Raw genomic sequence first — 24,561 nt, 5'->3', positions numbered from 1 at the left:
GAATGCGTCGGCCTCAAACTGGCCTTTGCCAGGCTTTCGGGCAAGCCAACCGGAATCGGAAACGGCGTTCGGGAATCGGAAACACATCGCCCGGAATCACGAAAGGACAGGCGGGCCTCGCGACCCGCCTGTCCATCTTCTCTGTTCTACAAATACCCATGCGGCAGCGCGGAGGGGCGCCGCGCTGCCGGTCCGGCCCTCAGCCGTGACCCAGCCACCCAGCGGTCAGCGACGCATCCTCGGGCCGAAGCTCGTGCCCGGCATCGAGCGTGCGCGCCTCCAGCGCCGTGCCGCCGTCCTGCAGGGCGCGCTCCAGCGCCGGGGCCATGCGGGCAAAGGGATCGCGGGCGCCGGTCAGCATCAGCACCCGGCTGCCGGCCAGGGCCTGCGTCTCCAGCGCCGGCGGCTCCTCCAGCACCTGCACGGCGCGCAGCAGAACCGCCCGGCCGATCAGGCCGGGATGCAGCTGCATGACCGCGCCCAGCAGGTTCGCGCCGTTGGAATAGCCCAGATAGGTCAGCGCCGCGGGGTCCAGGCCGTAGGCCCGCGCCGCCTCGGCGATGAAGCCGGCAAAGGCCTCGACCTCGGCGCGGATGTCCTCTTGGTCATAGGTCACCGCGTCATAGCGGCGGAACCAGCGATTGATGCCTTCCTCGGTCGAGCGGCCGCGGACGCCCAGCAGCGTGGCGTTCGGCGCGATCCGATGCGCCAGCGGCATCAGGTCGGATTCGTTGCCGCCGGTGCCGTGCAGCAGGACGATGGTGCTGCCGTCCGGGTTTTCCGGCCGGTGGAAGCGGTGGATGAAATGCAACTCGCGCATCGGGCTCCTTTCCTCGCCCGGCAGGGCGAATTGCGGCAGGATCACGCGCAGGTCCTCGGCGCGGGCCGCGTCATGGGGCGGGACGAACAGCGTCTCGCCCAGGTGCTCGGCCGCCTCGTCCACGGTGAACCCGGGGGCGTCGGTGGCATATTCCAGCAGCGTTCCCGCCGGCTCGCGCACATAGAGCGACAGGAAATATTTCCGGTCATGCACGCTGGTCGCGTCGGTATCCTTCAGCGCCAGCCGCATCCGGCGCACGGCATCGGCGTCCGGCGCCCGGAAGGCGACGTGATCCAGGATGCCGGTACCGGGAATGCCCGGAAAGAAGCCGGTCGCATCGCGGATGTCGACGACATCCGTGTCCGATTCCATGCGCTGCGCCGCGCCCTCGGTCGAGCCGGGGCGATAGCCGAAGCGGGTCAGGAAATCCCGCGTCGCTGCGGGCTGTTCGGTCAGGATGGTGACGCCGCGCAGCCGCGTCGGCGCGATCGGATCGGGCAAGGGGGCCGTGGCGGGCAGGTCCGCCCCCACCAGCTTGACGATCACGCCGTCGGGATCCTTCAGCCGCAGCACCGTCTCGCCCCGCTCGCGCAGCGGCCCCTCGACCGGCACGCGCGCGGTCATGGCGCGGGTCAGCCAGTCGCCGATGCTGGCGGGCGGCACGGCCAGCGCGATTTCCGCCACCTGGCCATGGCCGACCCGGCCCGGCGCCCCGTCCTCCCAGACCAGGAAGGTGACGAGCGAGCCGGGCGAGCCGAGCGCGTCGCCATAGAACAGGTGCAATTGCTCGGCATCCTCGAAGCCGCCGGTGCGCTTGACCAGGCGCAGGCCCAGGAAGCCGGCGTAGAAATCGACATTGGCCTGCACCCGGCGGGTAATGCCGGTGACGTGATGGATGCCGGTGGGCATGATTTTTTCCCCTTTATGCGCCCTCTTCGCGGGCAAGGACGGTCTGCACGGCCGGATCGGCCGCGATGCGGTCATGCAGGGCCTGCACATTGGCCCAGCCATCGGTTCCCTCGGGCAGCAGCTTCGCCGCCCAACGCAGCATCGGAAAGGCATAGGCGTCGATCACCGAGCGGCGGCCCAGGATCCAGTCGCGGCCATCCAGATGCGCGTCCAGCAGCGCCAGCCGCTTGCGGACCAGCTTGCGCGCGGCCTCCTGCACCGCCTCGCGGTCGGCCTCATCGCGGCGGGTGGTATAGCGTTGCGGCGTGAACAGCGGGAAGAAGGCCGGATGCAGGTCGCCGGTGAAGAAGCTCGACCAGCGGTCGAGTTCCGCCTGCGCCCGCAGGCCGTCGCCGCCGGCCAGGTCGGCCTCGGGATGCTTGCGCGCCAGGTGGTGCAGGATCGCGCCCGCCTGGGTCAGGGTCCAGCCGTCATCCTCGCGCAGCACCGGCACGGCGCCGGCCGGGTTCACCGCCAGCAGTTCGGCCGAGCCGAATTCGACCGCCACCGCCTGATAGGGCGCGCGGGTCCATTCCAGCACGATATGGGGCGCGAGCGAGCAGGCGCCGGCATGGTAGAACAGGGTGGGCATGAAATCCTCCGTCTTGCGATGCGTCCAAGATAGCGCCGCGCCGCGTTTCCCCCACCGGCAAAGGCGGGAACGCGGCGTTCTGCATCATCGAACGCGCCGGGCGGAGGATCGGTTCAGGCGCTGTGCGCGCCCCGCGCCAGGTCGGCGACGAAGGCCAGGATCTCAGGCACCGGCCGGCCCTCGCCGATCAGCTTGACGATGGCCGAACCCACGACGCAGCCATCGGCCACGCCCGCCACCGCCTGCGCAGCCTCGGGGGTCGAGATGCCGAAGCCGACGACGACCGGCAGTTTCGCGCTGGCGCGGATGCGGGCCACCTCGGGCGCGACCTCGGCCGCGTTCGCCGCAGGACCGCCGGTGATGCCGGTGACGCTGACGTAATAGACGAAGCCCGAGGTGTTCTGCACCACGGCGGGCAGGCGGCGGTCATCGGTGGTCGGCGTCGCCAGGCGGATGAAGTTCAGGCCGGCCTCGCGCGCCGGCAGGCACAGCTCGGCATCCTCCTCGGGCGGCAGGTCCACGACGATCAGCCCGTCCACGCCGGCCGCGGCGGCCTCGGACAGGAAGCGGTCGACACCGCCCGCGCGGGCATAGATCGGGTTGTAATAGCCCATCAGCACGATCGGCGTGGCGTCGTCATCGGCGCGAAAGGCGCGCACCATGTCCAGCACGCGGGTCACGCTGCCACCGGCCGCCAGCGCGCGCTGGCCCGCCGCCTGGATCGTGGCGCCGTCGGCCATCGGGTCGGTGAAGGGCATGCCCAGCTCGATGATGTCCACGCCGGCGCCGGGCAGGCCGCGCATGATCTGCAGCGAGGTGTCGAAATCCGGGTCGCAGCCCATCATATAGGCGACGAAGGCCTTGCCGTCCGTCTTGGCCAGCCGCGCGAAAGTGTCGTCGATTCTGCTCATGCGCCCCGTTCCCTCATGGTCCGCCCAGCCCTAGCCCGGCTTGAGGGGCAAGATCAACGGCCCGCCACTGGACTTGCGCGTCATCGCCCCATAATAAGCGCGGAAATCCGGGAAAAGGGGTGCATCATGGGCTTTCGCATGGGGATCGTCGGCCTGCCGAACGTGGGCAAATCGACGCTGTTCAACGCGCTGACGAAAACCGCCGCCGCGCAGGCTGCGAACTTTCCCTTCTGCACCATCGAGCCGAATGTGGGCGAGGTCGCGGTGCCCGATCCGCGGCTGGACAAGCTGGCCGGGATCGCGGGCAGCAAGCAGATCATCCCGACCCGCATCACCTTCGTCGACATTGCCGGGCTGGTGAAGGGCGCGAGCAAGGGCGAAGGCTTGGGCAACCAGTTCCTGGCCAATATCCGCGAAGTGGACGCCATCGCCCATGTCCTGCGCTGTTTCGAGGATGGCGATGTCACCCATGTCGAGGGCCGCGTCGATCCCATCGCCGATGCCGAGACCATCGAGACCGAGCTGATGATCGCCGACCTGGAATCCATCGAGCGCCGGCTGGCCAATATCCAGCGCAAGCTGAAGGGCGGCGACAAGGAGGCGGTGGCGCAGGAAAAGCTGCTCAAGGCCGCGCAGGCCGCGCTGGAATCCGGCCGCCCCGCCCGCACCGTCGAAGTCGCGGACGAGGACCGCAAGGCCTGGGACATGCTGCAGCTGCTGACCGCCAAGCCGGTGCTGTTCGTCTGCAATGTCGAGGAAGACAAGGCCGCCACCGGCAACAGCCAGTCCGAGCGCGTGGCGCAGATGGCGGCCGAGCAGGGTGCCGGCCATGTGGTGATCTCGGCCAGGATCGAGGAGGAGATCAGCCAGCTTCCCGCCGAGGAAGCGACGATGTTCCTCGAGGAGATGGGCCTGCACGAGGCCGGCCTCGACCGGCTGATCCGCGAGGGCTACAAGCTTCTGGGCCTGGAGACCTATTTCACCGTCGGTCCCAAGGAGGCCCGCGCCTGGACCATCCACAAGGGCACGCTGGCCCCGGCGGCGGCGGGCGTGATCCATGGCGATTTCGAGCGCGGCTTCATCCGCGCCGAGACCATCGCCTATGACGATTACGTGGCGTACAAAGGCGAGGCCGGCGCGCGCGAGGCCGGCAAGTTCCGCGTCGAGGGCAAGTCCTACGTGGTGCAGGACGGCGACGTGCTGCATTTCCTGTTCAACGCCTGACCGGAAGGATTCCCGGCCTCCCGGCCTCCCGGCCTCCCGGCCTTCTGGTCTTGCGGGGCCGGCAGGGTTTCGCGGGCGGCAGATGCCGTGAAAACCAGGGGAAGTTGCCCAGTTCCGCCATCTTGTCGCGGCTGCGAAATACCCCTTGTTTCCGCGGCTCCTGATCCATATACGAGGCGGCGGAGACGTGGCCGAGTGGTCGAAGGCACACCCCTGCTAAGTTTCCTTACACTTCCCGCATGATTTTGATTTTCTTTCCGAAATTATCGGGCAATGCAGCGTCCTGCACGGGATTTGCACGGAAGTCCCATCCGTGCTCGAACAGCCGACGCGGCAGGTCTGCCGGCGCAAGCTTGGTGTAGCCGATCGCCATATCCGGTTTGCGCCAGCCGCCTCGTTCCATCAGCAGGATCAGGTCGCGGTTCACCGCATAGTGCCAGGTCGCAAAGGTGTGGCGCAGCGTGTGCGGGGTCACATCTTCCCCGAGTCCGGCTGCATCCCGCGCCTTGTCGAATGCGCCCTTGATCTGACCGCCGAGGCGCGATCCGCTGGAATTGGTGAGGCGATAGGGCTTGCCCTTCGGCGTGCGAAACACAGCACCGGCCTCGGGTAGTCCGCTGGCGACCATGATGCGGCGCGTCCTGCCGGGGTATTGCACCATCTTGCCGTCGCCGTTCTTGGTCGCGCCGACATAGGCCTCGCAGGTGTCGAGATGCAGGTGCTGCACGGTCAGCCCCAATGCCTCGCCGGTCCGGCAGCCCGTCCCGAGCAGGAACGCCACGATGGGCAGGAGCCGCCTGTCGCAGGCCGCCAGCAGGGCCTCGACCTCCTCGGGCGTCAACCAGCGCAACCGGGTCCCGGGCTCCTTGCGGCGCCTGAACCTGCGATCCGGAACCTTGCCGTCCTCGGCTGCCAGCCGGTAGACGGCGCTGATCGGTGTGATGAGCTGGCGATTGATCGTCGCCGGGCCCGCATCCGGGTAGAGCGCGGCCGCCGCGCGGCTGACGGCATCGTTGTCGGTATCGACCAGGCGCCAGCGCGGGCCGAAGTGCTTGATGATCCGCGCCAGATACTTCCCCTCGCCGCCCGATTCCATATAGGCCAGCGCGGCCTCGGCGAAGGTATAGGTTACGGCCTTGCCATATGCACGACGTTCGATGATCTCGGCTTCGCGCCGCGCGCGGAGGATTTCCGCCTGGCGCTTGTCGCCAATTCGAGTGCTCTCGTAAACGCGCTGTCCAGCGACGGTGCCGCGGATATACCAGATTTCACCACGCTTGATGAGCTTGAGAGGCATTTCTGTTCACCGATCAGGAAGGCGTCCAGAAGGTCTCTGGGCCGGTAGAGGATTCGGACGCGGCCGTGCGCGGCCACCCGCGCCAGCCTGCCCTCATGATAGGCCCTGTCAAGGCCGCTGCGGCTGGTGAATATCTTCCTGCGCCGCAGGAAATCCAGCGCCTCGTCTGTCGTGAGGAGATCTTCGGCAACGGCGGGATCATCCATCGTCCTGGTGCTCTTCATTCCACTCCCCCCACATTCTCACCGCCTCCTTGCACATGTCGGAAAGCATCATGAGCTGTTCGGCTGAAAGCATGTGCCATTCGTGACCATCGGCATGGATACTCGCCATGCCTTCCCAGTCGAACGTGACCCGAACCGGATCATATTCGACGTCCATGAAAAACAAGACCAACTCGGTGCCTATGCTCGGGTCGCTGTTCTCCAGGAACATCAGCTTCCCGTGCTCAAATCCGCCGGTTAGATGCCGCTCAAATTCCCCCAGGCGTCCTTCGGAGTTCTTCATTTTCAACCTCTTGTGTCAGTTCTGTTCATCGGCTGATGGCCCATCACGCCATCCTCCTGATCTGATCGAGGGCGTATCCGCCCCATTGCTCTGCGCAGGCACGGGCGATGCCTTCGAACGTCCTGCTACGGATTTTCCATCGGTCGGGGCCCGGGCTGGCCCGGTGGATTGCCGACCATGCTTTGTGCCGCTCCGGCTCGGTCGAGGCCTTGGGCGGGATCAGCCGCTTCGTCGCGGTCAGCGGCGGCAGCCCGCGCAGGTAGAAACCGGTCGCCTTGAAGGCCGGCTCGCCAAACCACCAGGGCTGGACGATCTGGGGCTTGGGCAAATCCGCCGGCATCCGGGCGCGGCCGTGCTTGTGCATGACCGGGTTTTCGACCGCCACGCGCGCGACCGGGGCCTGCCAGCAGGCAGCGAACAGTTCGGCGCCTTCGTCCAGCAGCCGCCACATGATGGCCAGCCGCGCTTCGCGCGGCAGGATCGGCCATGCCACCTTCTCGGCCGGGGTCGCATCGTCGGGCGGGTTCTTCGGCGGGTCCGACAGCCAGCGCACGCCGCTGTTGCACAGGCGCGTGCAGGGCGGGTGGCAGACGATCAGCAGGTCCCAGCCATAGTCGAGGTAGTCCCGCACGTCGCCGATGATGTGATGGTTGCTGCCGTCCTCGGCCGGCAGACGATCAACGGATGTGGCATCATGCCCGAGGGCGGCGAAGGCGCGGCGCATGGCGCCCGAGGTCTCGCACAGGACGCCGACACGGAGGGGAGTCGTCATGCCAAGCCCTCCGAAGCCCCGCCGCCGGCTAAGCTGTCAATGATCAGGGGGAGGTGCGGGTGGAAGGTCATTCTCCCTCCTCCGGCCGGCAGTCCGGATCAGGCCCGCCCAGGTGGGTATTGATCTGCCGCTTGGCCTCGTCGAGCGTCGGGGCCATGCCGTGCGCATCGGTCTCCTCGTGCGTCCATTCGAAGGGCGCACCCGGCACCTCGGCCTGACGGATCGCGATGCCACGGTGGATGATGGGGAGGATCTGGTCAGCCATGGGCGCCTCCTTTCAGGGCGCGCAGGGCGGCGCGGGCCGGTTCGACGGCCTCAAGCAGATGACAGATCAGGTCGCTGACGTTGTCGTGCCCTTCCAAAACTGCCGCGTCGATGATGCGGCATGCATCGAGCGCATGGGTTGCCGCCTCCGCGACCGTCTCGCTGGGCTGGGGCGGGTGGATATAGATCGGGACAGGACATTCGGTGCCACGGCGTTTGCCGTGGTTGATCCTGAAAATGCCGGAGGTTTCGGATAGAAGCGTGTGCAGCGTCTTGTCCGTAATCCACCCCACCGGCACCGCCTCTTGCGCGGTCGGGGTTCCGGCAGAGGGCGCGGGCACTCGAGAGATCGCGCCGCAAATGTCGCAGGTCTCGCCAGCAGGCAGGCGGCATTCTCCGCAGGGTTCTCTGCCATCCTTTCGGCTCGGTTGCGGGAAATCCTCCTCGGGCTGCGCGCGCTGCTTCACCTCGTCAAACAAGGCTTGATATTCCGGGCTGATCTTGAGCGCGTCCTGCCCCTCGGGCTGCGGGTCTGGCGTCAGGGCTGCGAATACCTCGTCCATCTCCTGGATCGCGGCTCCGGGAATTGGGCTTTCATCGAGCAGCATTTCACGCCATCGCGGCCACAGCGCCCGCACCTGCCCCGAGGCGCAGAGGTCGGCGAACTGGCAATCGGCCAGCGCGAAATCCCGGTGCGCATCCTTGGCCAGGTCATAGGCCGACAAGAGCCAACCCGGTTCGGGATGCCAATCGGTGCTCCCAAACCAGACCCGGATCGGCAGCACCGTGCGATTGTCCACCTCCCCTCGATAGTTGCGATACGTCATAGTGATGGGCGCCGCCCGCAGCGGCGCATCCTCGGCGAAGCCCTGCCAGGTGCTGCGGCCGATCTCGACGGAAACGATGGGGCCGGTCATGCTGCACCGCCTTCCTCGGGCATCTCGCCACGCCCGGCCGGGACAACGACAAAATCACGGGTGCGCACGGCGCTGAACGACTGTGCGTTGAAGGTCAACTTGTGCGCGGCCTGCCATTCGTCGCAGGCGCGCCGCAGTCTGGCGACCAGGTCGGCCTCTTGCTCTGGCGTGGCTTCGAACCAAGGACCTTCGTCGTATTCCGTGGCGCGGTTGCTGTCGGAAACAGATTCGTCGGCACGCTCAAGCACCGTGTCGGCGTCGATCCAGTCCGCCAGGCGCAGCGGCGCCTGCTGGGCTTCGATCAGGCAGATGCGGTGTTCCCATTCCTCTGGATCGCTCCCGTCGACAGGCCACTCGCAAATGCCGTCATCGATAGCCTCCTGGATCGCCTGTTCTCGCGTCGCGCGGGGGCCGATTGTGAAATATTCCTCGTCCTTGCCGGCCCACCATTCCCACGGCACATCGGCCGAGGTGCAGTCATAGGAATCGGTGCTCATTGCATGGCCTCGCTGGAATTGGTGACCAGTTCGCCCGCATCGCCGCGGAAATCCACGTCAGGGATGATCGACTGCGGCTTGAAGGTGACGCGGTAGTGGTAGGCGCTGACCGTGGCCGGCTCCAGCTGCTCCACGAAGGCGCTGGTGTTGTCCGACAGCACCAGGGTGTGGCGCTTGTAATCGCTCGGCCCGGTCTTGCAGATGACGTTGAACGCGGTGCCGGCTCTGTTCAGGTCCATCGAGCAGCGGCCTTCGACCGTCAGGATGTAGCTGTCGGTGACGCCGTTGTAGAACACGACGCGGCGGCTGATCTCGAAATTGTCGGCGGCCTTGGAGACGTTCCGCGCGGCAATTGTCGCATCGTCTTCGCACTGCCCCGCCATCAAGGGCAGGCACAGGGCGGGGATAAGAAACAGTTTCTTCATCACGCGGTCCTCCGCAGTTTCTGGTTTTCGGGTTGATCGGCGTCGAGCAGGTCAAAAAGACTGGGCATGCCGGCCTCGCGCGAGGCGGCTTCGACGTATTTGCAGCCGTCGAGCCAGTAGCCCTTATTCAGCTCGACCCCGATGCCCTTGCGGCCGAGCTTCACGGCGCGGAAGGGCACGGTCATGAGCCCGCCGAACGGGTCGTAGACCCATTCGCCCGGCTCTGTGTATTGGGCGATGGCCCGGTCCACGATGTCGTATTGCAGCGGGCACAGGTGCATCTCGTTGCCCTTGCGCGCCTGCTCGGCGTTGATGGTCATCATGCGCGCGACATCGGTCCAGACGTCGGGATGCGCGCTGTGGGGGGGCAGCAGCATGAAGGTCGGCGGCAGCCGGCCCTTCACCTCGAGCGCCTCGCCGATCTGGACGTGGTGCTCGAAATCGTAGACCTGCTGAAGGTTGTAGGCCTTCCAGACCTTGTAGACTTGATCGGCGTCCAGCCCCTCCAGCTCTTCGGGCAGCAGGGTCCGGTCGCCATTCGACCGCATGTAGCCATGCGCATCGATCTGCCAGCGGGCCCGGCTATAGCCCAGCTCGTGCTTCCAGTTCTTGGCCTCGGGGTCCCATTCCTTCTTGGCCTTCTTCACCGGCCGGTCGGCGTAGCCGTTGCTGGTGTCGCTGGGCGGCCGACGGAAGATCAGCAGGTATTCCGGCACGCCGCAGCCCATGCGCGAGCCGTCCTTGCACTGTTCCGACCAGCCCAGGCGATAGGTCTGGTTGTTCTCGCGCACCACGTCCGTCGTGATGGTTTTCATGCCGAGATAGGCGAAGCCATGGCGCTGGAATTCGCGCACGCAATCCATGTGCTGGGTCGAGAGGGTCTGGAAACCGAAGCCGTTGATGCCCCCGGGGATGATCCGGTCCTTGACGTGGATCGCGCAGATCCGGCCCGGCTCCAGCACCCGCAGAAGCTCGGGGATCAGGAACCCCATCTGCTGCCAGAAATGCGGATCGTCGTCGGTATGGCCGAAATCCGCATAGTTCGGGGAATACTCATACTGGGTGCTGAACGGGATCGACGTGACGATCAGCTGCACCGAGGCATCGGGCATGCTGCGGGTCTCGGCCACGCAATCGTTGTGCACGCAGCGGTAATCGGGGCCCGAGGCCTCGACCCGCTCGACGCCCAGGGCGCGCACCAGCGCCTGCTGCATCGCGACCTCGGACAGGCCGAATTCCTTGATGATGTCGATCATTTTCTGAACCATCTCGTTGTGCTGACGCCACTTCCGCTCCAGCGAGCGGCGGATTTCGCGTTCAGCCTCGGTGTAGATCAGGTCGAGCCGCACGCTGTCGGCGGTCTGGCCGAAGCGCCGCAGGCGATGGACCGCCTGGATGAAGTCGTTGAACTTGAACCCGATCCCGAGAAACACCGACCAGGCGCAGTGCCGCTGCAGGTTGGTGCCCGAGCCGAGCATCACCGGCTTGGCGCCCAGTTCCCGCACCCGGCCGTCGGCGAAATCGCCGATCAGCTCCTCGCGCTGATCGAGGTCTTGCGAACCATACACGGTGGCGATGGTCGGGATCGCCTTCTCCAGCGCCGCGCGCTCGGCCTCGAGGTCGTGCCAGATGATCCGGTGCGCGGCCGGGTCCTCGGCCCGGATCTCCATCATCTTCTCGACCCGCGCCGGCAGGCTCTCGCGCTTTTCGCGCGCCGCGGCCGAGAGGTCCGCCGTCGCGTCCTTGAACATGCGCTTCTGGCCGCTCTTCTCGATGGCGGAGCCGGCCAGGTGATCGACCGGCAGCTCGTGCCAGCGCACGTCGAGCGGCGGCAGGTCATAGCCCTCGTCCGAAAACGACGGGTCCAGATCGCTGGGCTTGGTGACGAACAGCGCCCAGGATGCGACCCACAGCCAGAACTCGCGTTCCTTGTGCTGCATCAGGGTCAGCTGGTCGGCCTTTTCCGAGTTGCGTTTGAAGAACCGGGTCTTGGCCTGGCCGATATCCATCACGTCGAGGAAGCCGGCATAGGACAGCAACTCGATATAATCGTTCGGGCTGGGCGTGGCGGTGGCAACGAAGCGATACGGCACGCCGGCGGTCTTGACCCTGTTCGACTGGTCGCGCCGGTCGTCGCCGGCAAAGAGCGCCATGAACTCGCGGAAGGTCTTGGTGCCGCCGAACCCGCGCAGGATCGCCGCCTCGTCGAGGCTGACGCCGATGAACGGATCGGGGGCGACCTTGCCCTCGCGCACCGATTCGTAATTGGTCAGGTAGATGCCCGGGCCGTCCACCTTGTCGGTGTCGCGGATGAATTTCAGGTCCACGGCATAGCTGCCACGGAACCGCTCCTGCGCCTCGCGCATGAACTCGCGGCGGACCCCGAGCGGGGCGGTGATCAGCGTCGGCTGGCCCGTCGTCTCGGTCAGAACGCGCATCGCCTCCAGCTGCGTCGCGGTCTTGTGCAGGCCGAAGTTGGCGAACCAGGCGCGACGGCCACCCTGCAGGCCCCAGCTCACCATGCGGCGGGTATGGGGTTTCAGCGCCGGGTTCAGCGTCGCCTCATCCACCTGCATGCCGCCAAAACGTGGCGCGATGGCGGCCTTGGCGCGCAGAAACTCGTCATAGGAGGGCTGCTGTCTCATCGCCTCACATCCTCAACGGCATGAGGACGACGGTCAGGTCGGGATCCTCGGTCAGAAGAAGGGCGGCGTCGCGCGAGGTGCTGGCTTCGATGCGCACGGTGCCAAAGTTCTGCACCGCCTCGCGAACATAGCTCTGGTTGAAGCCGATGCTGAAATCGCCGTCGGCCTCAATCCTGGCCTCGACTTCCGGTCCGAAGGAGACGGACGACAGGCTGGCTATGCGATTCTCCAGGTCAAACTTGATGCCATCGCGGACGTGGCGGAACACGTTGGGGTTCGGAAAGCGCCGCAGCAGCGCGCGGTTGATGACGGCATGCCCGCGCATTGCGCTGCGAACCGGGATCACCCGCGTGTAATCGGGATAGGTGCCGTCGATGCATTTGGCGAACAGCGTCCAGCCGCTGCCGACAAGCCGCATGGCCGGCTTGGTCGATCCGCCGACGCGAATGTGCCGGTTGCCGCCGGCGGTCAGAAGGCTGCGCAGTGCCGCGACCGAGTGGCGCGGGAAGATCAGATCGGGCAGAGGCCAGTCGGCATCGGTCTGATACAGGGCCAGCCGATGGCCATCCGTCGCGGCCCCCGCCAACCGCCTGTCGCGGCCGTGCATGTAGATGCCGTTCAGGTAATAGCGCGTCTCTTCGGTCGAAATCGCCCAGCGGACGCTGTCGATCATCTTGGCCAGCGCGGTTTCGGGCACGTCGGACCAGATCATGCCGTCGGTGCCGGGCTCGGCCGGCCAGTCGGCCGCATCGATCAGCAGCCGCAGCCGGATCGTGGTCGGGCCGATCCGCATGGTCACGATATCGGCGGCCCGGTCGATGCTGATGCTGTCACTCGTCTCGGCGCCGACCAGCAGGGCGCGCAGCACGAAAGCGTCCAGCAGGAACGGATCGGCCGCCGCGCAGGTGGCATCGCAGTCGACCGTCAGCCAACTGTCGAGGTCGGTGGCCTCGATCTCCAGCAGGCCGTCGCGCGGGGTGATCCGCAGGCAGCTGAGGACCGGGATGGTGTTGCGCCGCTGGACAATCGAGGCGGCGGCGATCACCGCGCGGCGCAGATCCGCGACGGTGCAGGTGATCCCGGCACTGGTGGCGGGCTTGATGGGCTCCATCAGGGTCATGGTGGCCTCAAAAACTTTGGCCGAACCGGCCGGATTGCAGAAAAAAGCCCCCGGCCCGAGCAGAAGCCGGGGGCCAGTGATGCCGGCGGGACAGGCGCGTCGCGCGGGCAGGAACTCGGGAAGGTGAAGGCGTCAGGTCAGGCCGAGGCTAAAATCTTGCGGGCCTCGACCAGCAGTTCGGTGTTGCCAAGATGGCTCAGCTGGTCGGCCATGCGCCGCACCAGGTCGCGCAGGCGCAGGTTCTCTTCGATCAATGCCGGCGCACGGGCGGCCATCAATTCCGGGTCGAGGATCGTCACGGCCGGTCCCCCGATCCCTCGGACAGCGCCACCCAGCCCGCGTCCAGCGATTGCGCGGCCGTCGGCGACAGGAAGTCCAGGATCGCGCCCACATCGGGCAGAGACGACCACAGCACGAAGCCTGCAAGGATGAGCCAGAAGACGATGCCGGCGATGAACAGGCTGCGGACGAACCAGCAGGCGGCGCAGGTGCGCCGGTCTCGCTCGGCGGGCACCCGGCGGGCGAAGTCCCGGAGCTGGAAGTCGATGTTGGCGATGGCAGCCATCACGCATCCTTCCGCGTGTTCGCCGGCCGATGGCGCTGCCGCTGCATCACGCCATGCGCGCTGGCGGCGACCATGTAGGCGAGGCGCCGCAGGCTCTCGGGCGCGTCGGCTGCCAGATCGGCATTGGAGATGATGGCGCGCGCCGCAGAGACCGCGCAGGGGGTCAACGTGAGGGAGGGGAGTTGCATCAGGCGCTCCATCCAAGGGTTGTGGATGGGGCTAAAGCTATGGATTAAAGTTCCACTGTCAACATAAAAATGGAGAAAAAATCCATTTACAGAACAGACGGAGAACATAACCTAGGTGCTGAAGCGATGGGAGGTTGGAATGAGTTACAACGCGCGCACTCTAGCTGTGCTGATCTTGGCTAGGCTGACTGGTTGGAAAGTTGCGCGTTGTTACAGTGTCTTCCGGAGCCTTGCGAGTTCCTGGACTACGTTGGGGCGCAGGTCAGACGGCAGGTCTGACAGGTCGCCGCGATAGATGAAATCCAGACCAACACCATAGATCGCAGAGATTCGTTCGCCTACCGCGATATCCAAGCCCATGGTTCCCTTTTCGACTTTGGTGAGGGAACTGCGGTCATACTCCAGCGAGTCTGCGAAGTCCGCTTTGGTCATCCCCAGCGCCTCTCGGACCGCTTCGATCCTTGGCCCGACCTTGGCGGGGGTGCTTTCACGACTGATCAGTGCGTTTAGGAGTTTGTTGGTCATTGGTGCACAATGGTGCCTGTGGAGATTTTCGCCATAGAAGAAATTTCCATGTTGACGAATGGAGATAATCTCCATTACCAACTTACAGCATGAGCAACTCGCCAAACACCGTCCGCGAACTGATCGCGCTCTGGCCGTCTCGCAAGGATCTTATGGAGGATCTTGAGCGGCAAGGGTTCGTCATGACCCTGGACCGCGTCCACAAGTGGGCGCAGCAGGGTTCGATTGCGGCAAGATACCACCAAGCAATCGTAAATGCTGCTTCGTGGCGACTTCTTCCGGTGACGGCGAGCGCCATCGCGATGCTTCATCACGCACCAGATCGCTCTGGTCATGATGGCTCCGTGAACTCCCAACCCGCCGCCACGGCGGCACAACCCCAAGAGCATCCTCATGTCCCTGATCTGCAAAGTTCCGGATCGGAAACGATCTGACCTGCCCGCGCGGCAAATGTCCTTCACGGCTCCTGTCGGCGGGCGCGGCCGCTCGGCGGCTGCCCGGCGCCGTGCGCATGTCCACGCGCAGCGCGATACCGACGATTTCCTGCGGCGCTGGTCGATGCTGATGATCGTCAGCTTCGCCACCGCCGAGGCCTGCGGCCAGCATTTCGGCGTGACCAAGCAGACCGGCTGCAACTGGCGCGAGGGCACGCATCGACCCTGCGGCGATGCGGTGGATTTCGCCATGCAGACGCTGCCCCGCTACGCCGAAATCATGTGGGGGCAGTGATGGAGATCGGGCTTTCAGGTTGCCCGGGGCGGGGGAGACAGCCGGGGCGCAGCACCTGGTCCACCCGTCACGATTCCGGCCGCCTCGGGCGGGACTAGACCGGGATCGTGGAACCTGCGGCTGGCCCGGCCGAGAGCCGTCTTGTGGCGGCGGGGCGAAAATACACTCCGGGATATCTGGCGCGGGTCCCGGCGTGTCGGGCGGGGCGGCATCCTCCTCTGGCCGCCCCGCCGATCATCGCGCCAAGAGGATTTGACCATGCGCGTTAGCCCCCCGGATCTGAAAAGCAATACCACGGCGCGGATCATGTCGATTGCGGCGATCCGAGCCAGGATGTCGATGCTGTCGGTGGCCTATTCGGCCCGGCTCGGCGCGGTGAACATGCATGATGTCCACTCGGCCGTGGACCGGATCACCTCGGTATTCGGCCGGGATCACGACCTGGCGCAGGAGATGCTGGGCTTCGTCGCGCGCCTGCCCGAGTTGCGCCGCCATGTGCCCGATCTGGCCGAGGCTGGCGATCGGCTGATCCGGGCGGTCGAGCGCACCACCTGGCCCGATGCCGATGGGAGGGCGGATATCCATGGCTGACCAGTTGCGCCTCTCGCTCGCCGATCATGCGATGATCCACGCCCTGGGCGTGCTGTCGCGGCCGCCGATCACGGATCGCAGCGATCTCGATCTGGTCGTCGGCATCCTGCGCGACCTGATGCCGGGCGTAACCCGCGAAAACCCGCAGCTGATGGGCCTGATCCAGACGGCCGATCAGTTTCTTTCCTGCCGCGTCTCGGTGCCGGGCTGCTATGGCGGCCTGCATGATCGGGCGCGCAAGGTCATGAACGAATGGGATCGCCGCCGGCTGGCCGATGCCTGGGACCGCGCGCGGGGCGCGAAATGAGAACGCACCGCCAGCGTCACCACAATGCCTATTGTGCTGGAGCACATCGCGGGATCGAGCGCGTCATCGAGCGATTGATGGCCATAACCCCGGCGGCCGCGCATGATGACCTTCAGCGCGTCGCGCGTGTCACCAAGGCCGAGGAGGAGTTTCGGAAGATCGTCCGCAAGCGCGAGGCCGCCAAGCCATGACGCGCGACGATCACCGCCTCGATGAAGCCAAGGCCATGCCCATCGCTGATGTCGTTGCGCGGCTGGAGCTATCCGGCCTGGTCCGCACCGGCGGCGAGCTGGTCGGGCCGTGTCCGCAATGTGGCGGCCGGGATCGCTTCGGCGTCAACCTGCAGACCGGACTGTTCCAGTGCCGCAAGGATTGCGGGCCGCATGCCAAGGGCGATCAGATCGCGCTGGTCCAGCATACGCTCGGCATGGATTTCCGGGCCGCGCTGGAATGGCTGTGCGGCCCGGCGCATGGCCTTTCCGATGCCGAGCGCGCCGAGCGGCGGCGCAAGGCCGAAGCGAATCGGCGCAAGCAGGACGATATTGCCCGCCGTGCGCGCGAGAAATCGATCCGGGCCGCGCACCAGATCTGGGCCAGTGCCCGCCCGGCCGAGGGCACCTTGGTGCGGGATTACCTGGCGCTGCGCGGCATTGATCCCGTCCTTTTTCGAGACATGCCCGACGCCCTGCGCTTTGAGCCCGAAGCTCGTTACACTGTTCCTGTCGAGGGCAAGGCCAATGAATGGCAGACCCTGCATGTCGGCCCGGCCATGGTCGCTGGTGTCCTGGATGCCCAGGGTTGGCTGACCGCGGTGCACCGCACCTGGCTCGACCTGTCGCATCCCAAGGGCAAGCTCGTGCTGCCCGATCCGCGCAAGCCGGGCCAGACGCTGCCGGCCAAGAAGGTGCTGGGCTCGAAGAAGGGCGGCGCGATCCGGTTCCTGACCCCGCAGGGCAGCGACACCATGGTCGTGGCCGAGGGGATCGAGACGACGCTGACCGCCCTGATCGCGGAGGCTATGCCCCGGCGCTGCGCCTATTGGTGTGGCGTTGACCTGGGCAACATGACCGGGCGCATGCGGCGCGGCCCAGGCCTGAAATATGCCGGCCTGCCCGACATGGACGATTCCGAGGCCTGGCTGCCGCCGGCCTGGGTCAAGACGCTGATCTTCGTCCAGGACGGGGACAGCGATCCGAAACTGACGCGCGCCAAGCTCCTAGCAGGTCTGCGGCGCGCCAAGATCAAGCGGCCGGGCCTGCGCGGCTACATCGTCCATGCGGGCGACGGCCGCGATCTCAACGACATTCTGATGGGACAGAGAGATGCTTGACGAGCAGGAGATTGTTGAAGCCGCGAACAGGTTCGAGGTGATGTTTCGGGGGATCGCGCGCCTTGAAGGTCTGTCGATTTCCGAGGCGCGCGGCCTGTTCATCGCGCTTTCGGACATCGTTGCGCAAATCGTCGTCAGCTACAGCGATGAGACCGACCCGTTCCTCGACCTGATCCGCTCGAAGATCGCGCAGTTGCGTGCGGTGGGTGACGCCCGGATCGATCCGGAGAGGTTGCAATGACCGATAGGAGCGATGACGACGCGCTCGGGCAGGTCCGGGCCGTGATGAGCAATGCCGAGGAGGTCGATCTGCCCGAGGGGATGGAGCCGGAGGCCTCTGCCGGTGACGGCGATAGCCAATCCCCTGGAACCCCTTCCGAGGGCCAGGCCGACGATCCGTTTTCGGACTGCGCGCAGTTTCCGCTCAACGACCATGGCAACGGTCAGCGCTATGCCCGCCATTACCGGGACGAACTGATCTATGTGCCCCGCTATGGCTGGCACGTCTGGACCGGCCAGCGATGGCAGAAAGACGAGGACGGCATCGAGGTTCGCCGCCGTGCCCAGATGCTTGGCGAGTTGATTTCGCGGGAAATCCCGCATCTTCGGCTCGAGGACTGGCAGATGCAGATCCTCGAGGACGGCGTGCAGTTGCGGCGACGCGAGCGTGAACTCGGACGCATCGTAAGCGCCGGAGGCGAGGAGGCGGAGGCCGCCCAGCAGGAGCTGGATAGCATGGCGCCCAAGCTTGCCCGTCTCTCGGGTGTCGAGAAGGTGCTGCTTTCGGTCCGCAAGGATCATCACGGCTGGGCGAAGACCTCGGGCAATACGACCCGGATCGACGCTTCGATCAAGGAGGCCGGTGTCGGCCTGGCCGTGTCGTTCGAGCGGCTGAACGCCGCCCCGCTCGATGTCTGTTGCGAGAATGGGGTCATGCGATTCTCGGTCATTCCGGGCGATCCGGAAAGTGGAATGAGCCCCATGGCCGACATGCAGTTTGTGCCGCATGCCCGGGATCAGCTGATCACCAAGATGATGCCGGTGCGATACGACCCGGACGCAAAGCGGCCGATCTTCGACAGGTTCATCACCCGCATCCTGCCCGATCCAGAGGTCAGGCGCTTCGTGCAGCGCTGGTTCGCCCTGAATACGACGGCGCTGACCGGCGAGCAGAAGCTGGTCTTCTTCTACGGGCTCGGCGCCAACGGCAAGTCCGTGCTGGTGGACCTGATCGCCCGCATGTTCGGCGACTATGCCGCAACGGCGCGGATCGAGACCCTGACCGGTTCGACCAAGAAGGACGGCTCGGCGGCGACCCCGGACCTCGTGCCGCTCATGCTCGCCCGCATGGTGCGCACGTCCGAGCCCGAAGAGGGCGAGAAGCTGCGCGAGGGCCTGATCAAGCAGCTGACCGGCGGCGAGCCGATCAATGTGCGGCCGAACTTCGGCGAGCAGATCGAGGTCACGCCCAAATTCAAGATCACCATCCAGGGCAACTATCGCCCCGAGGTGCGCGGCCGCGATGACGGGATCTGGCGCAGGCTGCTGATCGTGCCGTTCGACGTGACCATTCCGCCGAAGGAGCGGGACCCGGACCTGGGTGCCAAGCTCTGGGAAGAGCGATCCGGCATCCTCAACTGGCTGATCGAGGGCCTGATAGACTACCTCGAGGGCGGGCTGCAGGAGCCGCCGGCCGTTCTAAGCGCCACCAACGAGTATCGCGAGGAGAGCGACCCGCTCGGCTTCTTCCTTGAGACCTGTTGCGTTGTCTCGGGGCAGCCCGAGGACAGTGAGACGGCGAAGGACCTCGCGCTGGCGTTCCAGCTTTGGCAGGACGAGCAAGGTGGTAACGTCTGGCAGCAGGGCACGATCCAGCGCCAGATCAAGGACAAGATGCGCCGCTGGGTCAGTCCCAGCACCGGCAAGAAGTTCTCCGAGCGCAAGTCCAACGGCATCATGCGATATGACGGCATCCGGTTCTCGATGGAGTTCGGGCACCGCTTCAGGACCGCGCCGCGCGACGCGAACGGCCGCCCCATCGCTGGTCGCAGCGGAGGCCAAGATGGCAACCTGTGATCCCCGCACCCCTGTCGATGAAGGCAGGAGGGAGGAATTTGCCTCCCTACAGGGAGGAAAGGGAGGGTCTGCCTCCCCGGGTTTTCTGGCGACATTACAAGGGGTTCGGGGCGTCAGGGAGGATAGGGAGGCAAATTCCCGCATACGCGTATGCGCGAGAAGGGAAGGGGTATGGGGTGATGAAGGCCCCATATGCGTGGACCCGGTTTTGCCTCCCTATCCTCCCTGACGGCATCAACTGCTTGTAATCTAAAGATAATCGTCTCCAAATTACCTCCCTCAATCATCCCTCAAGATAATCCGATCCTCCCTATCCTCCCTGAAGAAACAGCGACCGAAACAATAGGCAGTATGATGAGCAAGAGGGACCACAATATGTTGAGAGCGGCGCAGAAGGCCGAAGCCGGGAAGTCGCTGATCATGGCCGCAAGGGAGGCTCGGGATGCCCGGAAAGCCGAGGAAGCCGCCCGGCTCGCCGCCATCCGGGACGCCAGCGCGATCCCCGACCAATGCGGCCCGGATACGATTGCCGCCCCGGCGCGCGGCCCGTTCGTCGTTGAACGTCAGCTGACCATGGTGCCGAACGGCGTCGATGATCGCGGCCTGGAGAAATGGGCGGCGGCGCCGACAGGATACGGGCATCGCGCCAGTGTCCGCGCCGCCGACGTGTTCGACCGGATGATCGCCTCGGCCCGGCGCCGCAAGAAGCCGTGCCCCCTGACGCCGGGCCAGATCGCGATGGGCCGCCGCTATGCGGCGCTGGTCGAACTGGCAGCGGCCGATGGCACCAAGGTCTCGCGGCTCGATGCGTCGCGTGGCGGTGGCGACAGCATGGGCTGGATGGACCGGCATCTCGATATCGCCCAGGAGCTGACGATCCTGCGCAACCGGATCGGCTGCAGCGCATCAATGACCATGCGCCGCATCCGGCCGTCCAATCGGGGCGCGACGCAGCGCGGCCCGATTATGGATCGGGTGCTGGTGGACATGGTCTGCATCAAGGGCTGCACGCTGGACGATGTGCTGGTGAGCCATGGGTGGGCGGTCAAAGGGGCGCACAGGAAAGCCATCACAGAGGCTCTGTGCGCCGCGCTGGACCGCATGATCGGGTATCGGGGCAAAAAAACTTCTTGACGGCTTAAGTCCGTCTGTGAGACAGAATTGCATAGTATCACGAATTGCGCCCGCAGGGATCATGTCCCGAGCGGGCGTTGTCATTTCCGGGGTATCGATGGGCAGGCTCAAGCAACTCGCACCGCGCGTTGGCTCGTTGTCGGCGCGCGTAACGTCCATCGGTGCCGGGCCGGATCGGCTCAAGCGCCGGGACCAGATAGTGCCATGGCGCAAGTGGTATAAGACGGCAGAGTGGCAGCGGCTCCGTTGGGATTGCCTTGCGTCTGCGCTGTTCACCTGTGCCCGCTGTGGCGTCATTGGTCAAAGCCGCGAACTGGTGGCCGACCATATCCGTCCGCATCGCGGCGACCGTGATCTGTTCTTCGATCCGGGCAATCTGCAATGCCTTTGCGCGACCTGCCACAATCGGGACAAGCAGGCAGAGGAGCGCGCAGGTGCCGCCAATCATAGCGCCACCAACGGCGATGTCGGTCGGGGTTAGGCAGCCGGCCAACGGGCAGGCACCGTCGAAGCCATGCCCGTGGTGCGGATCGGCGGTGACGGGGCCGAGGTGCCAAGGATGCGGAGGCCCGACCGCTGCGTGACCGCGCGGATCACCGCGCCGACCTCGAAATCAGCCCGATCCGGTCGAAAATGCCTCGAAATCGGGCAGATCGACCCCTCGGACCCCCAAAGGAGGGGGTGGGTCGAAAGTCAGGGGGCCAATCCGGCCCGGACCCGCGCCCCCCTCATCTGGAGATTTTTTTCTGATGGAAGAGGTTTTCGACCTGTTCGGAAACCCCGTTGAAGCGGGGTCCGGCAAGCCCGGCCGTCCCCGCAAGGTGGCGACGCCGGAAGATCGCAATAAAGTCAAGATGTTGCTTGCGGTCGGCTGGTCCAATGAACGGATCGCGGCCGTGCTGCGCATGTCGCTGCCGACTTTTCGGCGGAATTTTTTTCAGGAGCTGAAGATTCGCCCGGTGGCGCGCGACATGCTCGACGCGCGCCGGCTGGAGCTGGCGCTTGCCGCCGCCCAGTCCGGCAATGTCGGCGCGATGCGCCAGGTGGATCGGCTGCTGGATCGGTTCGACCAGATGGAGGCGGAACGCGCCTATGCGTCGCGGCCTAAGGATCAGCCCGAGCCCAAGGAAAAGCTGGGCAAGAAGGTGCTCGACGAGGTGCTGGCGCTCGATGCCGACGCCGCGCTGATGAAAGAGCTGGACCTGGAGACCAAGGGCGGCGGGGGCAATGTCCGCCATTGAGGCTCTGCCGCGCTTCGCTTGCCCGGATTGGTGGGAAAAGCTTCAGGCCGGCGAGGTGCCGATCGCCGATGTGCCGGTCAACGAAGCGAAGGCGGCACGGGTGCTGGCGTTCTTCAACCGGTTGCGACTGCCGGACGTGCCAGGCAATCCGCCGATGTCGGAGGCCTGCGGCGACTGGTTCAAGACCATCCTGGTGGTGTTCTTCGCCAGCGAGGATCCGGAGACCCATCGCGAGTTGGTCTGGGAACTGCTCTGCATGGTTCCGAAGAAGAACTCGAAATCCACCTATGTGGCGGCGCTCGGCCTGACGGCGCTCTACATGGAGGAGGCGCCGAACCGGCAGATGCTGCTGGTGGGGCCGAGCCAGAACATCTCAGAGCGTTGCTTCGACCAGGCGCAGGGGATGATCAACCTGGACGACAAGCTGAAGCTGATCTTCAAGGTCCAGGAGCACCTGAAGACGGTGACCCGGCGCAAGACCGGCTCGAAGCTGGAGGTGAAGACCTTCGACACCTCCATCGTCACTGGGGAAATCCCGGTGCTCACCATCATCGACGAGCTGCACGAGCTGGGCAAGAAGGCGAAGGCGGCGAAGGTGATGCAGCAGATCCGCGGCGGCGGCATCACCAAGGTGCGCGGCAAGGTCTTGATGATCACCACCCAGTCGGACGAGATGCCGACGGGGATCTGGAAGTCGGAACTGAAGAAGGCACGGGCCATCCGCGACGGCAAGGCCGGACCGGCGCCGATCATGCTGCCGGTGCTTTACGAGTTCCCCGAGGAATTCCAGCGCAACGAGAAATACTGGCGCGACCGGGACAACTGGCATCTGGTCCTGCCGAATCTCGGCCTGTCGATCGACGAACAGGCGCTCGAGGACGATTACGAGAACAACGGCAAGGTCTCGAAGGAGGCCGAGCAGATCTGGGCCAGCCAGCATCTCAACATCGAGATCGGGGTCGGTCTCGGCGGCGATGCCTGGTCTGGCGCGGTGCATTGGGAACCGGCCGCAGCAGGTTGGATCACCCTCGACCGGCTGCTGGGCGAAAGCGAGGTCTGCACCATCGGCGTGGACTGGGGTGGAGCCGACGACCTCGCGGCGCTCGCGGTGCTGGGCCGGCGGGCGCGAGACAAGGTCTGGCTGCTCTGGGTTCGCGCCTGGGCACGCGAGACGGTGTTCAAGTCCAGGCCGCAGATCGCCGACGCGTTGCGCGGGTTTGAGGAAGACGGCGACCTGCGCGTCGTGTCCTCGCCCGAGCTGCAGGCCGCCGAGGCTGCCGAGATCTGCGACCGGGTGCGGTTGGCCGGGCGGCTGCCCGAGGCCGGCGGCATAGGCCTCGACGCGGCAGGGATCGCGCTTCTGCTCGATGCGCTGGAGGAGATGGGCATGGTCTCGCCCCTGGTGCAGGCGGTGCAGCAGGGCTGGAAGCTCCAGACCGCGATTTCGACGGTGCCGCTGAAGCTGGAGTCGCGGCGCATGCTGCACGCCGACCAGCCGATCATGAACTGGGCGGTCGGCAACGCCAAACAGGAACTCAAGGGGAGCAACTACATGGTGACGAAGCAAGCTTCCGGCGCTGCCAAGATCGATCCCCTGATGGCGGCGTTCGATGCGGCGATGCTGATGTTCAACAACCCGCAGGCCGCACCGCCGATCGGCGACTTCCTGGCCAACCCGATCATGGTGATCTGAGATGGACCTGCCGCGGGGCATCGTCGATCGCTTCGGCAGGCCGATGGCGGCGCTGTCCGATCTGACCAAGGAACAGCGCCTCACCCTGCAAGGCGGCGACCTCGGCTATTACGTCGCCAGCAATGCCTCGGGCAAGGTGGTGACGCTGTCGGCAGCGCTGACCATCTCGGCGGTTTGGGCCTGCATCGTTCGCAGCGCCCAGGCGATGGCCTCGCTGCCGCTGGACCTTTATCGCAAGACCGCTGGCGGCCGGCAGCGGCAGGACGGGGCGCTGGCCGACCTGATCAGCCTGTCGCCGAATGCCGACCAGACGCCGGTCGAGTTCTGGGAGGGCATGTTCTCCTGGATGCTGGCCACCGGCAACGCCTATGCCGAGATCGACCGGGTCAACGGCCGGCCATCCTCGCTGATGCCGCTGCCCGCCACCCATGTCCGGCCGTTCCGCAACAAGGTGAGCGGCGAGTTGTTCTACGAGGTGCGCGAGCCCGGCACGTCGCGCCCGCGCGTCATCGGCCGCGAAGACATGTTCCATCTGCGGGGCTGGGGCTTCGGCGGAGATGAGGGCATGTCGCCGATCCGCTGGGGCACGCAATCGCTTGGCGCTGCCATGGCGGCCGACGAGGCATCGGCCAAGATGTTCGGCTCGGGCATGCAGGCCTCGGGCGTGCTGAAGACCAACCAGCGCATCTCGCCCGAACAGCGCCCGCAGTTGCAGGCGATGATGAGCGAATACGCCGGCTCGACGAAGGCCGGCAAGCTGATGATCCTCGAGGCGGGGATGGAGTTCGAGCAGCTGACGCTGAACCCGGACGATGCCCAAATGCTGGAGACGCGGCGCTTCTCGATCGAGGAGGTTTGCCGCTGGTTCGGGGTTCCCCCCATCGTCATCGGTCATTCGGCCGCGGGGCAGACCATGTGGGGGACCGGGGTCGAGCAGATCTTCCTGTCCTGGATGCAGCTCGGCATCAACCCGGTGCTGAAGAAGGTCGAACAGCGGATTCGCAAGCAGCTGATCCCGCTGCGCGAGCAGCGCGACACCTACGCCGAGTTCAACCGCGAGGCCATGCTCCAGATGGACAGCAAGGCGAAGGCGGAATTCATCCGCGCGATGGTGACGATGGGCGTCATGAAGCCGGACGAGGCGCGCGACAAGCTCAATATCGAGCGCGAGGGCGGCGCTGCCGATCTGCTGTGGATGCAGGGCGCCATGAAGCCCATGGACATGATTCTCAAGGGGAAGTGA

The 24,561-nt window shown here is 65.7% G+C and carries 30 protein-coding genes; 14 read left to right on the top strand and 16 right to left on the bottom strand.

Going from position 1 to position 24,561, the window contains the following annotated elements; translation table 11 throughout:
- Positions 1 to 199: 199 nt before the first annotated feature.
- The 3 genes from ESD82_RS20140 to trpA form a co-directional block, all read right to left on the bottom strand.
- On the bottom strand, positions 200 to 1,729 hold the full coding sequence (locus tag ESD82_RS20140; RefSeq protein ID WP_147427504.1) for a VOC family protein: 1,530 nt from the start codon (positions 1,727 to 1,729) through the stop codon (positions 200 to 202).
- Between the two features lie 13 nt (positions 1,730 to 1,742).
- The gene (locus ESD82_RS20135; RefSeq protein WP_024845431.1) at positions 1,743 to 2,360 is read right to left on the bottom strand and encodes a glutathione S-transferase family protein; all 618 of its coding nucleotides are present in this window, start codon (positions 2,358 to 2,360) and stop codon (positions 1,743 to 1,745) included.
- Positions 2,361 to 2,473: 113 nt separating this feature from the next.
- The gene (gene trpA, locus ESD82_RS20130) at positions 2,474 to 3,271 is read right to left on the bottom strand and encodes a tryptophan synthase subunit alpha (RefSeq protein WP_147427505.1); all 798 of its coding nucleotides are present in this window, start codon (positions 3,269 to 3,271) and stop codon (positions 2,474 to 2,476) included.
- A gap of 126 nt (positions 3,272 to 3,397) precedes the next feature.
- Here trpA and ychF point away from each other — a divergent pair, with 126 nt between their 5' ends.
- Positions 3,398 to 4,495, top strand: coding sequence for a redox-regulated ATPase YchF (gene ychF / locus ESD82_RS20125; RefSeq protein ID WP_024845429.1), 1,098 nt, complete (start codon positions 3,398 to 3,400; stop codon positions 4,493 to 4,495).
- Positions 4,496 to 4,721: 226 nt separating this feature from the next.
- Here ychF and ESD82_RS20120 read toward each other — a convergent pair whose 3' ends face one another.
- The 13 genes from ESD82_RS20120 to ESD82_RS20065 all read right to left on the bottom strand — a co-directional run bounded on the left by ESD82_RS20120 (position 4,722) and on the right by ESD82_RS20065 (position 14,217).
- Complete coding sequence (locus ESD82_RS20120; RefSeq protein ID WP_147427506.1) at positions 4,722 to 5,792, bottom strand: tyrosine-type recombinase/integrase; 1,071 nt, start codon at positions 5,790 to 5,792, stop codon at positions 4,722 to 4,724.
- A 198-nt stretch (positions 5,793 to 5,990) separates the two neighbouring features.
- Entirely contained in the window at positions 5,991 to 6,299 is a 309-nt protein-coding gene (locus ESD82_RS20115) for a hypothetical protein (protein ID WP_028710559.1), read from the bottom strand.
- Positions 6,300 to 6,342: 43 nt separating this feature from the next.
- Positions 6,343 to 7,071 carry a hypothetical protein gene (locus ESD82_RS20110; protein WP_028710560.1) on the bottom strand — a complete coding sequence of 243 codons (729 nt, stop codon included), beginning with the start codon at positions 7,069 to 7,071 and terminating at the stop codon, positions 6,343 to 6,345.
- 67 nt (positions 7,072 to 7,138) lie between these two features.
- Positions 7,139 to 7,336: a hypothetical protein gene (locus ESD82_RS20105; RefSeq protein ID WP_147427507.1), complete on the bottom strand. Its 198-nt coding sequence runs from the start codon at positions 7,334 to 7,336 to the stop codon at positions 7,139 to 7,141.
- On the bottom strand, positions 7,329 to 8,252 hold the full coding sequence (locus ESD82_RS20100; protein WP_147427508.1) for a hypothetical protein: 924 nt from the start codon (positions 8,250 to 8,252) through the stop codon (positions 7,329 to 7,331). The genes ESD82_RS20105 and ESD82_RS20100 overlap by 8 nt, the downstream gene beginning before the upstream one ends.
- Positions 8,249 to 8,749 carry a hypothetical protein gene (locus ESD82_RS20095; protein ID WP_147427509.1) on the bottom strand — a complete coding sequence of 167 codons (501 nt, stop codon included), beginning with the start codon at positions 8,747 to 8,749 and terminating at the stop codon, positions 8,249 to 8,251. The genes ESD82_RS20100 and ESD82_RS20095 overlap by 4 nt, the downstream gene beginning before the upstream one ends.
- Positions 8,746 to 9,174 (bottom strand): beta-sandwich lipoprotein, encoded by a 429-nt coding sequence (locus ESD82_RS20090; RefSeq protein WP_147427510.1) that lies wholly within the window; start codon positions 9,172 to 9,174, stop codon positions 8,746 to 8,748. The genes ESD82_RS20095 and ESD82_RS20090 overlap by 4 nt, the downstream gene beginning before the upstream one ends.
- Entirely contained in the window at positions 9,174 to 11,819 is a 2,646-nt protein-coding gene (locus ESD82_RS20085; RefSeq protein WP_147427511.1) for a DNA methyltransferase, read from the bottom strand. Before ESD82_RS20085 ends, ESD82_RS20090 begins: the two co-directional genes overlap by 1 nt.
- Before the next feature lie 4 nt (positions 11,820 to 11,823).
- A complete protein-coding gene (locus ESD82_RS20080; protein ID WP_147427512.1) occupies positions 11,824 to 12,939 on the bottom strand; it encodes a DNA polymerase III subunit beta in 1,116 nt (371 codons plus the stop codon).
- 137 nt (positions 12,940 to 13,076) lie between these two features.
- Entirely contained in the window at positions 13,077 to 13,238 is a 162-nt protein-coding gene (locus ESD82_RS21915) for a hypothetical protein (protein ID WP_155987255.1), read from the bottom strand.
- Positions 13,235 to 13,504 (bottom strand): hypothetical protein, encoded by a 270-nt coding sequence (locus tag ESD82_RS20075; protein WP_147427513.1) that lies wholly within the window; start codon positions 13,502 to 13,504, stop codon positions 13,235 to 13,237. The genes ESD82_RS21915 and ESD82_RS20075 overlap by 4 nt, the downstream gene beginning before the upstream one ends.
- Positions 13,504 to 13,692 (bottom strand): hypothetical protein, encoded by a 189-nt coding sequence (locus tag ESD82_RS20070; RefSeq protein WP_147427514.1) that lies wholly within the window; start codon positions 13,690 to 13,692, stop codon positions 13,504 to 13,506. The genes ESD82_RS20075 and ESD82_RS20070 overlap by 1 nt, the downstream gene beginning before the upstream one ends.
- 210 nt (positions 13,693 to 13,902) lie before the next feature.
- Complete coding sequence (locus ESD82_RS20065) at positions 13,903 to 14,217, bottom strand: helix-turn-helix domain-containing protein (protein ID WP_167521797.1); 315 nt, start codon at positions 14,215 to 14,217, stop codon at positions 13,903 to 13,905.
- 152 nt (positions 14,218 to 14,369) lie between these two features.
- Between ESD82_RS20065 and ESD82_RS20060 the strand changes: the two genes are divergently transcribed.
- The 13 genes from ESD82_RS20060 to ESD82_RS20000 all read left to right on the top strand — a co-directional run bounded on the left by ESD82_RS20060 (position 14,370) and on the right by ESD82_RS20000 (position 24,561).
- A complete protein-coding gene (locus tag ESD82_RS20060; RefSeq protein ID WP_147427516.1) occupies positions 14,370 to 14,651 on the top strand; it encodes a hypothetical protein in 282 nt (93 codons plus the stop codon).
- Between the two features lie 16 nt (positions 14,652 to 14,667).
- Positions 14,668 to 14,946: a hypothetical protein gene (locus ESD82_RS20055; RefSeq protein WP_147427517.1), complete on the top strand. Its 279-nt coding sequence runs from the start codon at positions 14,668 to 14,670 to the stop codon at positions 14,944 to 14,946.
- 258 nt (positions 14,947 to 15,204) lie between these two features.
- A complete protein-coding gene (locus ESD82_RS20050; protein ID WP_147427518.1) occupies positions 15,205 to 15,537 on the top strand; it encodes a hypothetical protein in 333 nt (110 codons plus the stop codon).
- Positions 15,530 to 15,844 carry a hypothetical protein gene (locus ESD82_RS20045; protein ID WP_244314559.1) on the top strand — a complete coding sequence of 105 codons (315 nt, stop codon included), beginning with the start codon at positions 15,530 to 15,532 and terminating at the stop codon, positions 15,842 to 15,844. Before ESD82_RS20050 ends, ESD82_RS20045 begins: the two co-directional genes overlap by 8 nt.
- Positions 15,841 to 16,035 carry a hypothetical protein gene (locus ESD82_RS20040; protein WP_011747319.1) on the top strand — a complete coding sequence of 65 codons (195 nt, stop codon included), beginning with the start codon at positions 15,841 to 15,843 and terminating at the stop codon, positions 16,033 to 16,035. The genes ESD82_RS20045 and ESD82_RS20040 overlap by 4 nt, the downstream gene beginning before the upstream one ends.
- A complete protein-coding gene (locus tag ESD82_RS20035; protein ID WP_147427519.1) occupies positions 16,032 to 17,174 on the top strand; it encodes a DUF7146 domain-containing protein in 1,143 nt (380 codons plus the stop codon). The genes ESD82_RS20040 and ESD82_RS20035 overlap by 4 nt, the downstream gene beginning before the upstream one ends.
- Positions 17,167 to 17,415, top strand: a complete 249-nt coding sequence (locus ESD82_RS20030) for a hypothetical protein (protein WP_147427520.1) — start codon at positions 17,167 to 17,169, stop codon at positions 17,413 to 17,415. Before ESD82_RS20035 ends, ESD82_RS20030 begins: the two co-directional genes overlap by 8 nt.
- A complete protein-coding gene (locus ESD82_RS20025; RefSeq protein ID WP_147427521.1) occupies positions 17,412 to 19,250 on the top strand; it encodes a DNA primase family protein in 1,839 nt (612 codons plus the stop codon). The genes ESD82_RS20030 and ESD82_RS20025 overlap by 4 nt, the downstream gene beginning before the upstream one ends.
- Before the next feature lie 375 nt (positions 19,251 to 19,625).
- Positions 19,626 to 20,384 (top strand): hypothetical protein, encoded by a 759-nt coding sequence (locus ESD82_RS20020; protein ID WP_147427522.1) that lies wholly within the window; start codon positions 19,626 to 19,628, stop codon positions 20,382 to 20,384.
- 97 nt (positions 20,385 to 20,481) lie between these two features.
- Positions 20,482 to 20,865, top strand: coding sequence for an HNH endonuclease (locus ESD82_RS20015; RefSeq protein ID WP_051419740.1), 384 nt, complete (start codon positions 20,482 to 20,484; stop codon positions 20,863 to 20,865).
- A gap of 268 nt (positions 20,866 to 21,133) precedes the next feature.
- Complete coding sequence (locus ESD82_RS20010; protein WP_036765397.1) at positions 21,134 to 21,625, top strand: hypothetical protein; 492 nt, start codon at positions 21,134 to 21,136, stop codon at positions 21,623 to 21,625.
- The gene (locus tag ESD82_RS20005; protein ID WP_147427523.1) at positions 21,612 to 23,318 is read left to right on the top strand and encodes a terminase large subunit domain-containing protein; all 1,707 of its coding nucleotides are present in this window, start codon (positions 21,612 to 21,614) and stop codon (positions 23,316 to 23,318) included. Before ESD82_RS20010 ends, ESD82_RS20005 begins: the two co-directional genes overlap by 14 nt.
- A gap of 1 nt (position 23,319) precedes the next feature.
- Positions 23,320 to 24,561 (top strand): phage portal protein, encoded by a 1,242-nt coding sequence (locus ESD82_RS20000; protein ID WP_147427524.1) that lies wholly within the window; start codon positions 23,320 to 23,322, stop codon positions 24,559 to 24,561.

The organism is Paracoccus pantotrophus (genome assembly GCF_008824185.1).
GTDB lineage: Bacteria > Pseudomonadota > Alphaproteobacteria > Rhodobacterales > Rhodobacteraceae > Paracoccus > Paracoccus pantotrophus.
Note: the sequence above shows the minus strand (reverse complement) of the source record. Positions and strands in the feature narration are given on the sequence as shown.

Bases quoted from the DNA above. Each gene is read 5' to 3' on its own strand.
- ESD82_RS20135 (WP_024845431.1), bottom strand. From the start codon at position 2,360: ATGCCCACCCTGTTCTACCATGCCGGCGCCTGCTCGCTCGCGCCCCAT.
- ESD82_RS20010 (WP_036765397.1), top strand. From the start codon at position 21,134: ATGGAAGAGGTTTTCGACCTGTTCGGAAACCCCGTTGAAGCGGGGTCC.
- ESD82_RS20000 (WP_147427524.1), top strand. From the start codon at position 23,320: ATGGACCTGCCGCGGGGCATCGTCGATCGCTTCGGCAGGCCGATGGCG.
- ESD82_RS20110 (WP_028710560.1), bottom strand. From the start codon at position 7,071: ATGACGACTCCCCTCCGTGTCGGCGTCCTGTGCGAGACCTCGGGCGCC.
- ESD82_RS20100 (WP_147427508.1), bottom strand. From the start codon at position 8,252: ATGACCGGCCCCATCGTTTCCGTCGAGATCGGCCGCAGCACCTGGCAG.
- ESD82_RS20075 (WP_147427513.1), bottom strand. From the start codon at position 13,504: ATGGCTGCCATCGCCAACATCGACTTCCAGCTCCGGGACTTCGCCCGC.
- trpA (WP_147427505.1), bottom strand. From the start codon at position 3,271: ATGAGCAGAATCGACGACACTTTCGCGCGGCTGGCCAAGACGGACGGC.
- ESD82_RS20105 (WP_147427507.1), bottom strand. From the start codon at position 7,336: ATGGCTGACCAGATCCTCCCCATCATCCACCGTGGCATCGCGATCCGT.
- ESD82_RS20020 (WP_147427522.1), top strand. From the start codon at position 19,626: ATGTTGAGAGCGGCGCAGAAGGCCGAAGCCGGGAAGTCGCTGATCATG.
- ESD82_RS20035 (WP_147427519.1), top strand. From the start codon at position 16,032: ATGACGCGCGACGATCACCGCCTCGATGAAGCCAAGGCCATGCCCATC.
- ESD82_RS20065 (WP_167521797.1), bottom strand. From the start codon at position 14,217: ATGACCAACAAACTCCTAAACGCACTGATCAGTCGTGAAAGCACCCCC.
- ESD82_RS20120 (WP_147427506.1), bottom strand. From the start codon at position 5,792: ATGCCTCTCAAGCTCATCAAGCGTGGTGAAATCTGGTATATCCGCGGC.
- ychF (WP_024845429.1), top strand. From the start codon at position 3,398: ATGGGCTTTCGCATGGGGATCGTCGGCCTGCCGAACGTGGGCAAATCG.
- ESD82_RS20060 (WP_147427516.1), top strand. From the start codon at position 14,370: ATGGAGGATCTTGAGCGGCAAGGGTTCGTCATGACCCTGGACCGCGTC.
- ESD82_RS20085 (WP_147427511.1), bottom strand. From the start codon at position 11,819: ATGAGACAGCAGCCCTCCTATGACGAGTTTCTGCGCGCCAAGGCCGCC.
- ESD82_RS20030 (WP_147427520.1), top strand. From the start codon at position 17,167: ATGCTTGACGAGCAGGAGATTGTTGAAGCCGCGAACAGGTTCGAGGTG.
- ESD82_RS20045 (WP_244314559.1), top strand. From the start codon at position 15,530: ATGGCTGACCAGTTGCGCCTCTCGCTCGCCGATCATGCGATGATCCAC.
- ESD82_RS20050 (WP_147427518.1), top strand. From the start codon at position 15,205: ATGCGCGTTAGCCCCCCGGATCTGAAAAGCAATACCACGGCGCGGATC.
- ESD82_RS20115 (WP_028710559.1), bottom strand. From the start codon at position 6,299: ATGAAGAACTCCGAAGGACGCCTGGGGGAATTTGAGCGGCATCTAACC.
- ESD82_RS20070 (WP_147427514.1), bottom strand. From the start codon at position 13,692: ATGCAACTCCCCTCCCTCACGTTGACCCCCTGCGCGGTCTCTGCGGCG.
- ESD82_RS20040 (WP_011747319.1), top strand. From the start codon at position 15,841: ATGAGAACGCACCGCCAGCGTCACCACAATGCCTATTGTGCTGGAGCA.
- ESD82_RS20025 (WP_147427521.1), top strand. From the start codon at position 17,412: ATGACCGATAGGAGCGATGACGACGCGCTCGGGCAGGTCCGGGCCGTG.
- ESD82_RS20140 (WP_147427504.1), bottom strand. From the start codon at position 1,729: ATGCCCACCGGCATCCATCACGTCACCGGCATTACCCGCCGGGTGCAG.
- ESD82_RS20090 (WP_147427510.1), bottom strand. From the start codon at position 9,174: ATGAAGAAACTGTTTCTTATCCCCGCCCTGTGCCTGCCCTTGATGGCG.
- ESD82_RS20095 (WP_147427509.1), bottom strand. From the start codon at position 8,749: ATGAGCACCGATTCCTATGACTGCACCTCGGCCGATGTGCCGTGGGAA.
- ESD82_RS20055 (WP_147427517.1), top strand. From the start codon at position 14,668: ATGTCCTTCACGGCTCCTGTCGGCGGGCGCGGCCGCTCGGCGGCTGCC.
- ESD82_RS20005 (WP_147427523.1), top strand. From the start codon at position 21,612: ATGTCCGCCATTGAGGCTCTGCCGCGCTTCGCTTGCCCGGATTGGTGG.
- ESD82_RS20080 (WP_147427512.1), bottom strand. From the start codon at position 12,939: ATGACCCTGATGGAGCCCATCAAGCCCGCCACCAGTGCCGGGATCACC.
- ESD82_RS20015 (WP_051419740.1), top strand. From the start codon at position 20,482: ATGGGCAGGCTCAAGCAACTCGCACCGCGCGTTGGCTCGTTGTCGGCG.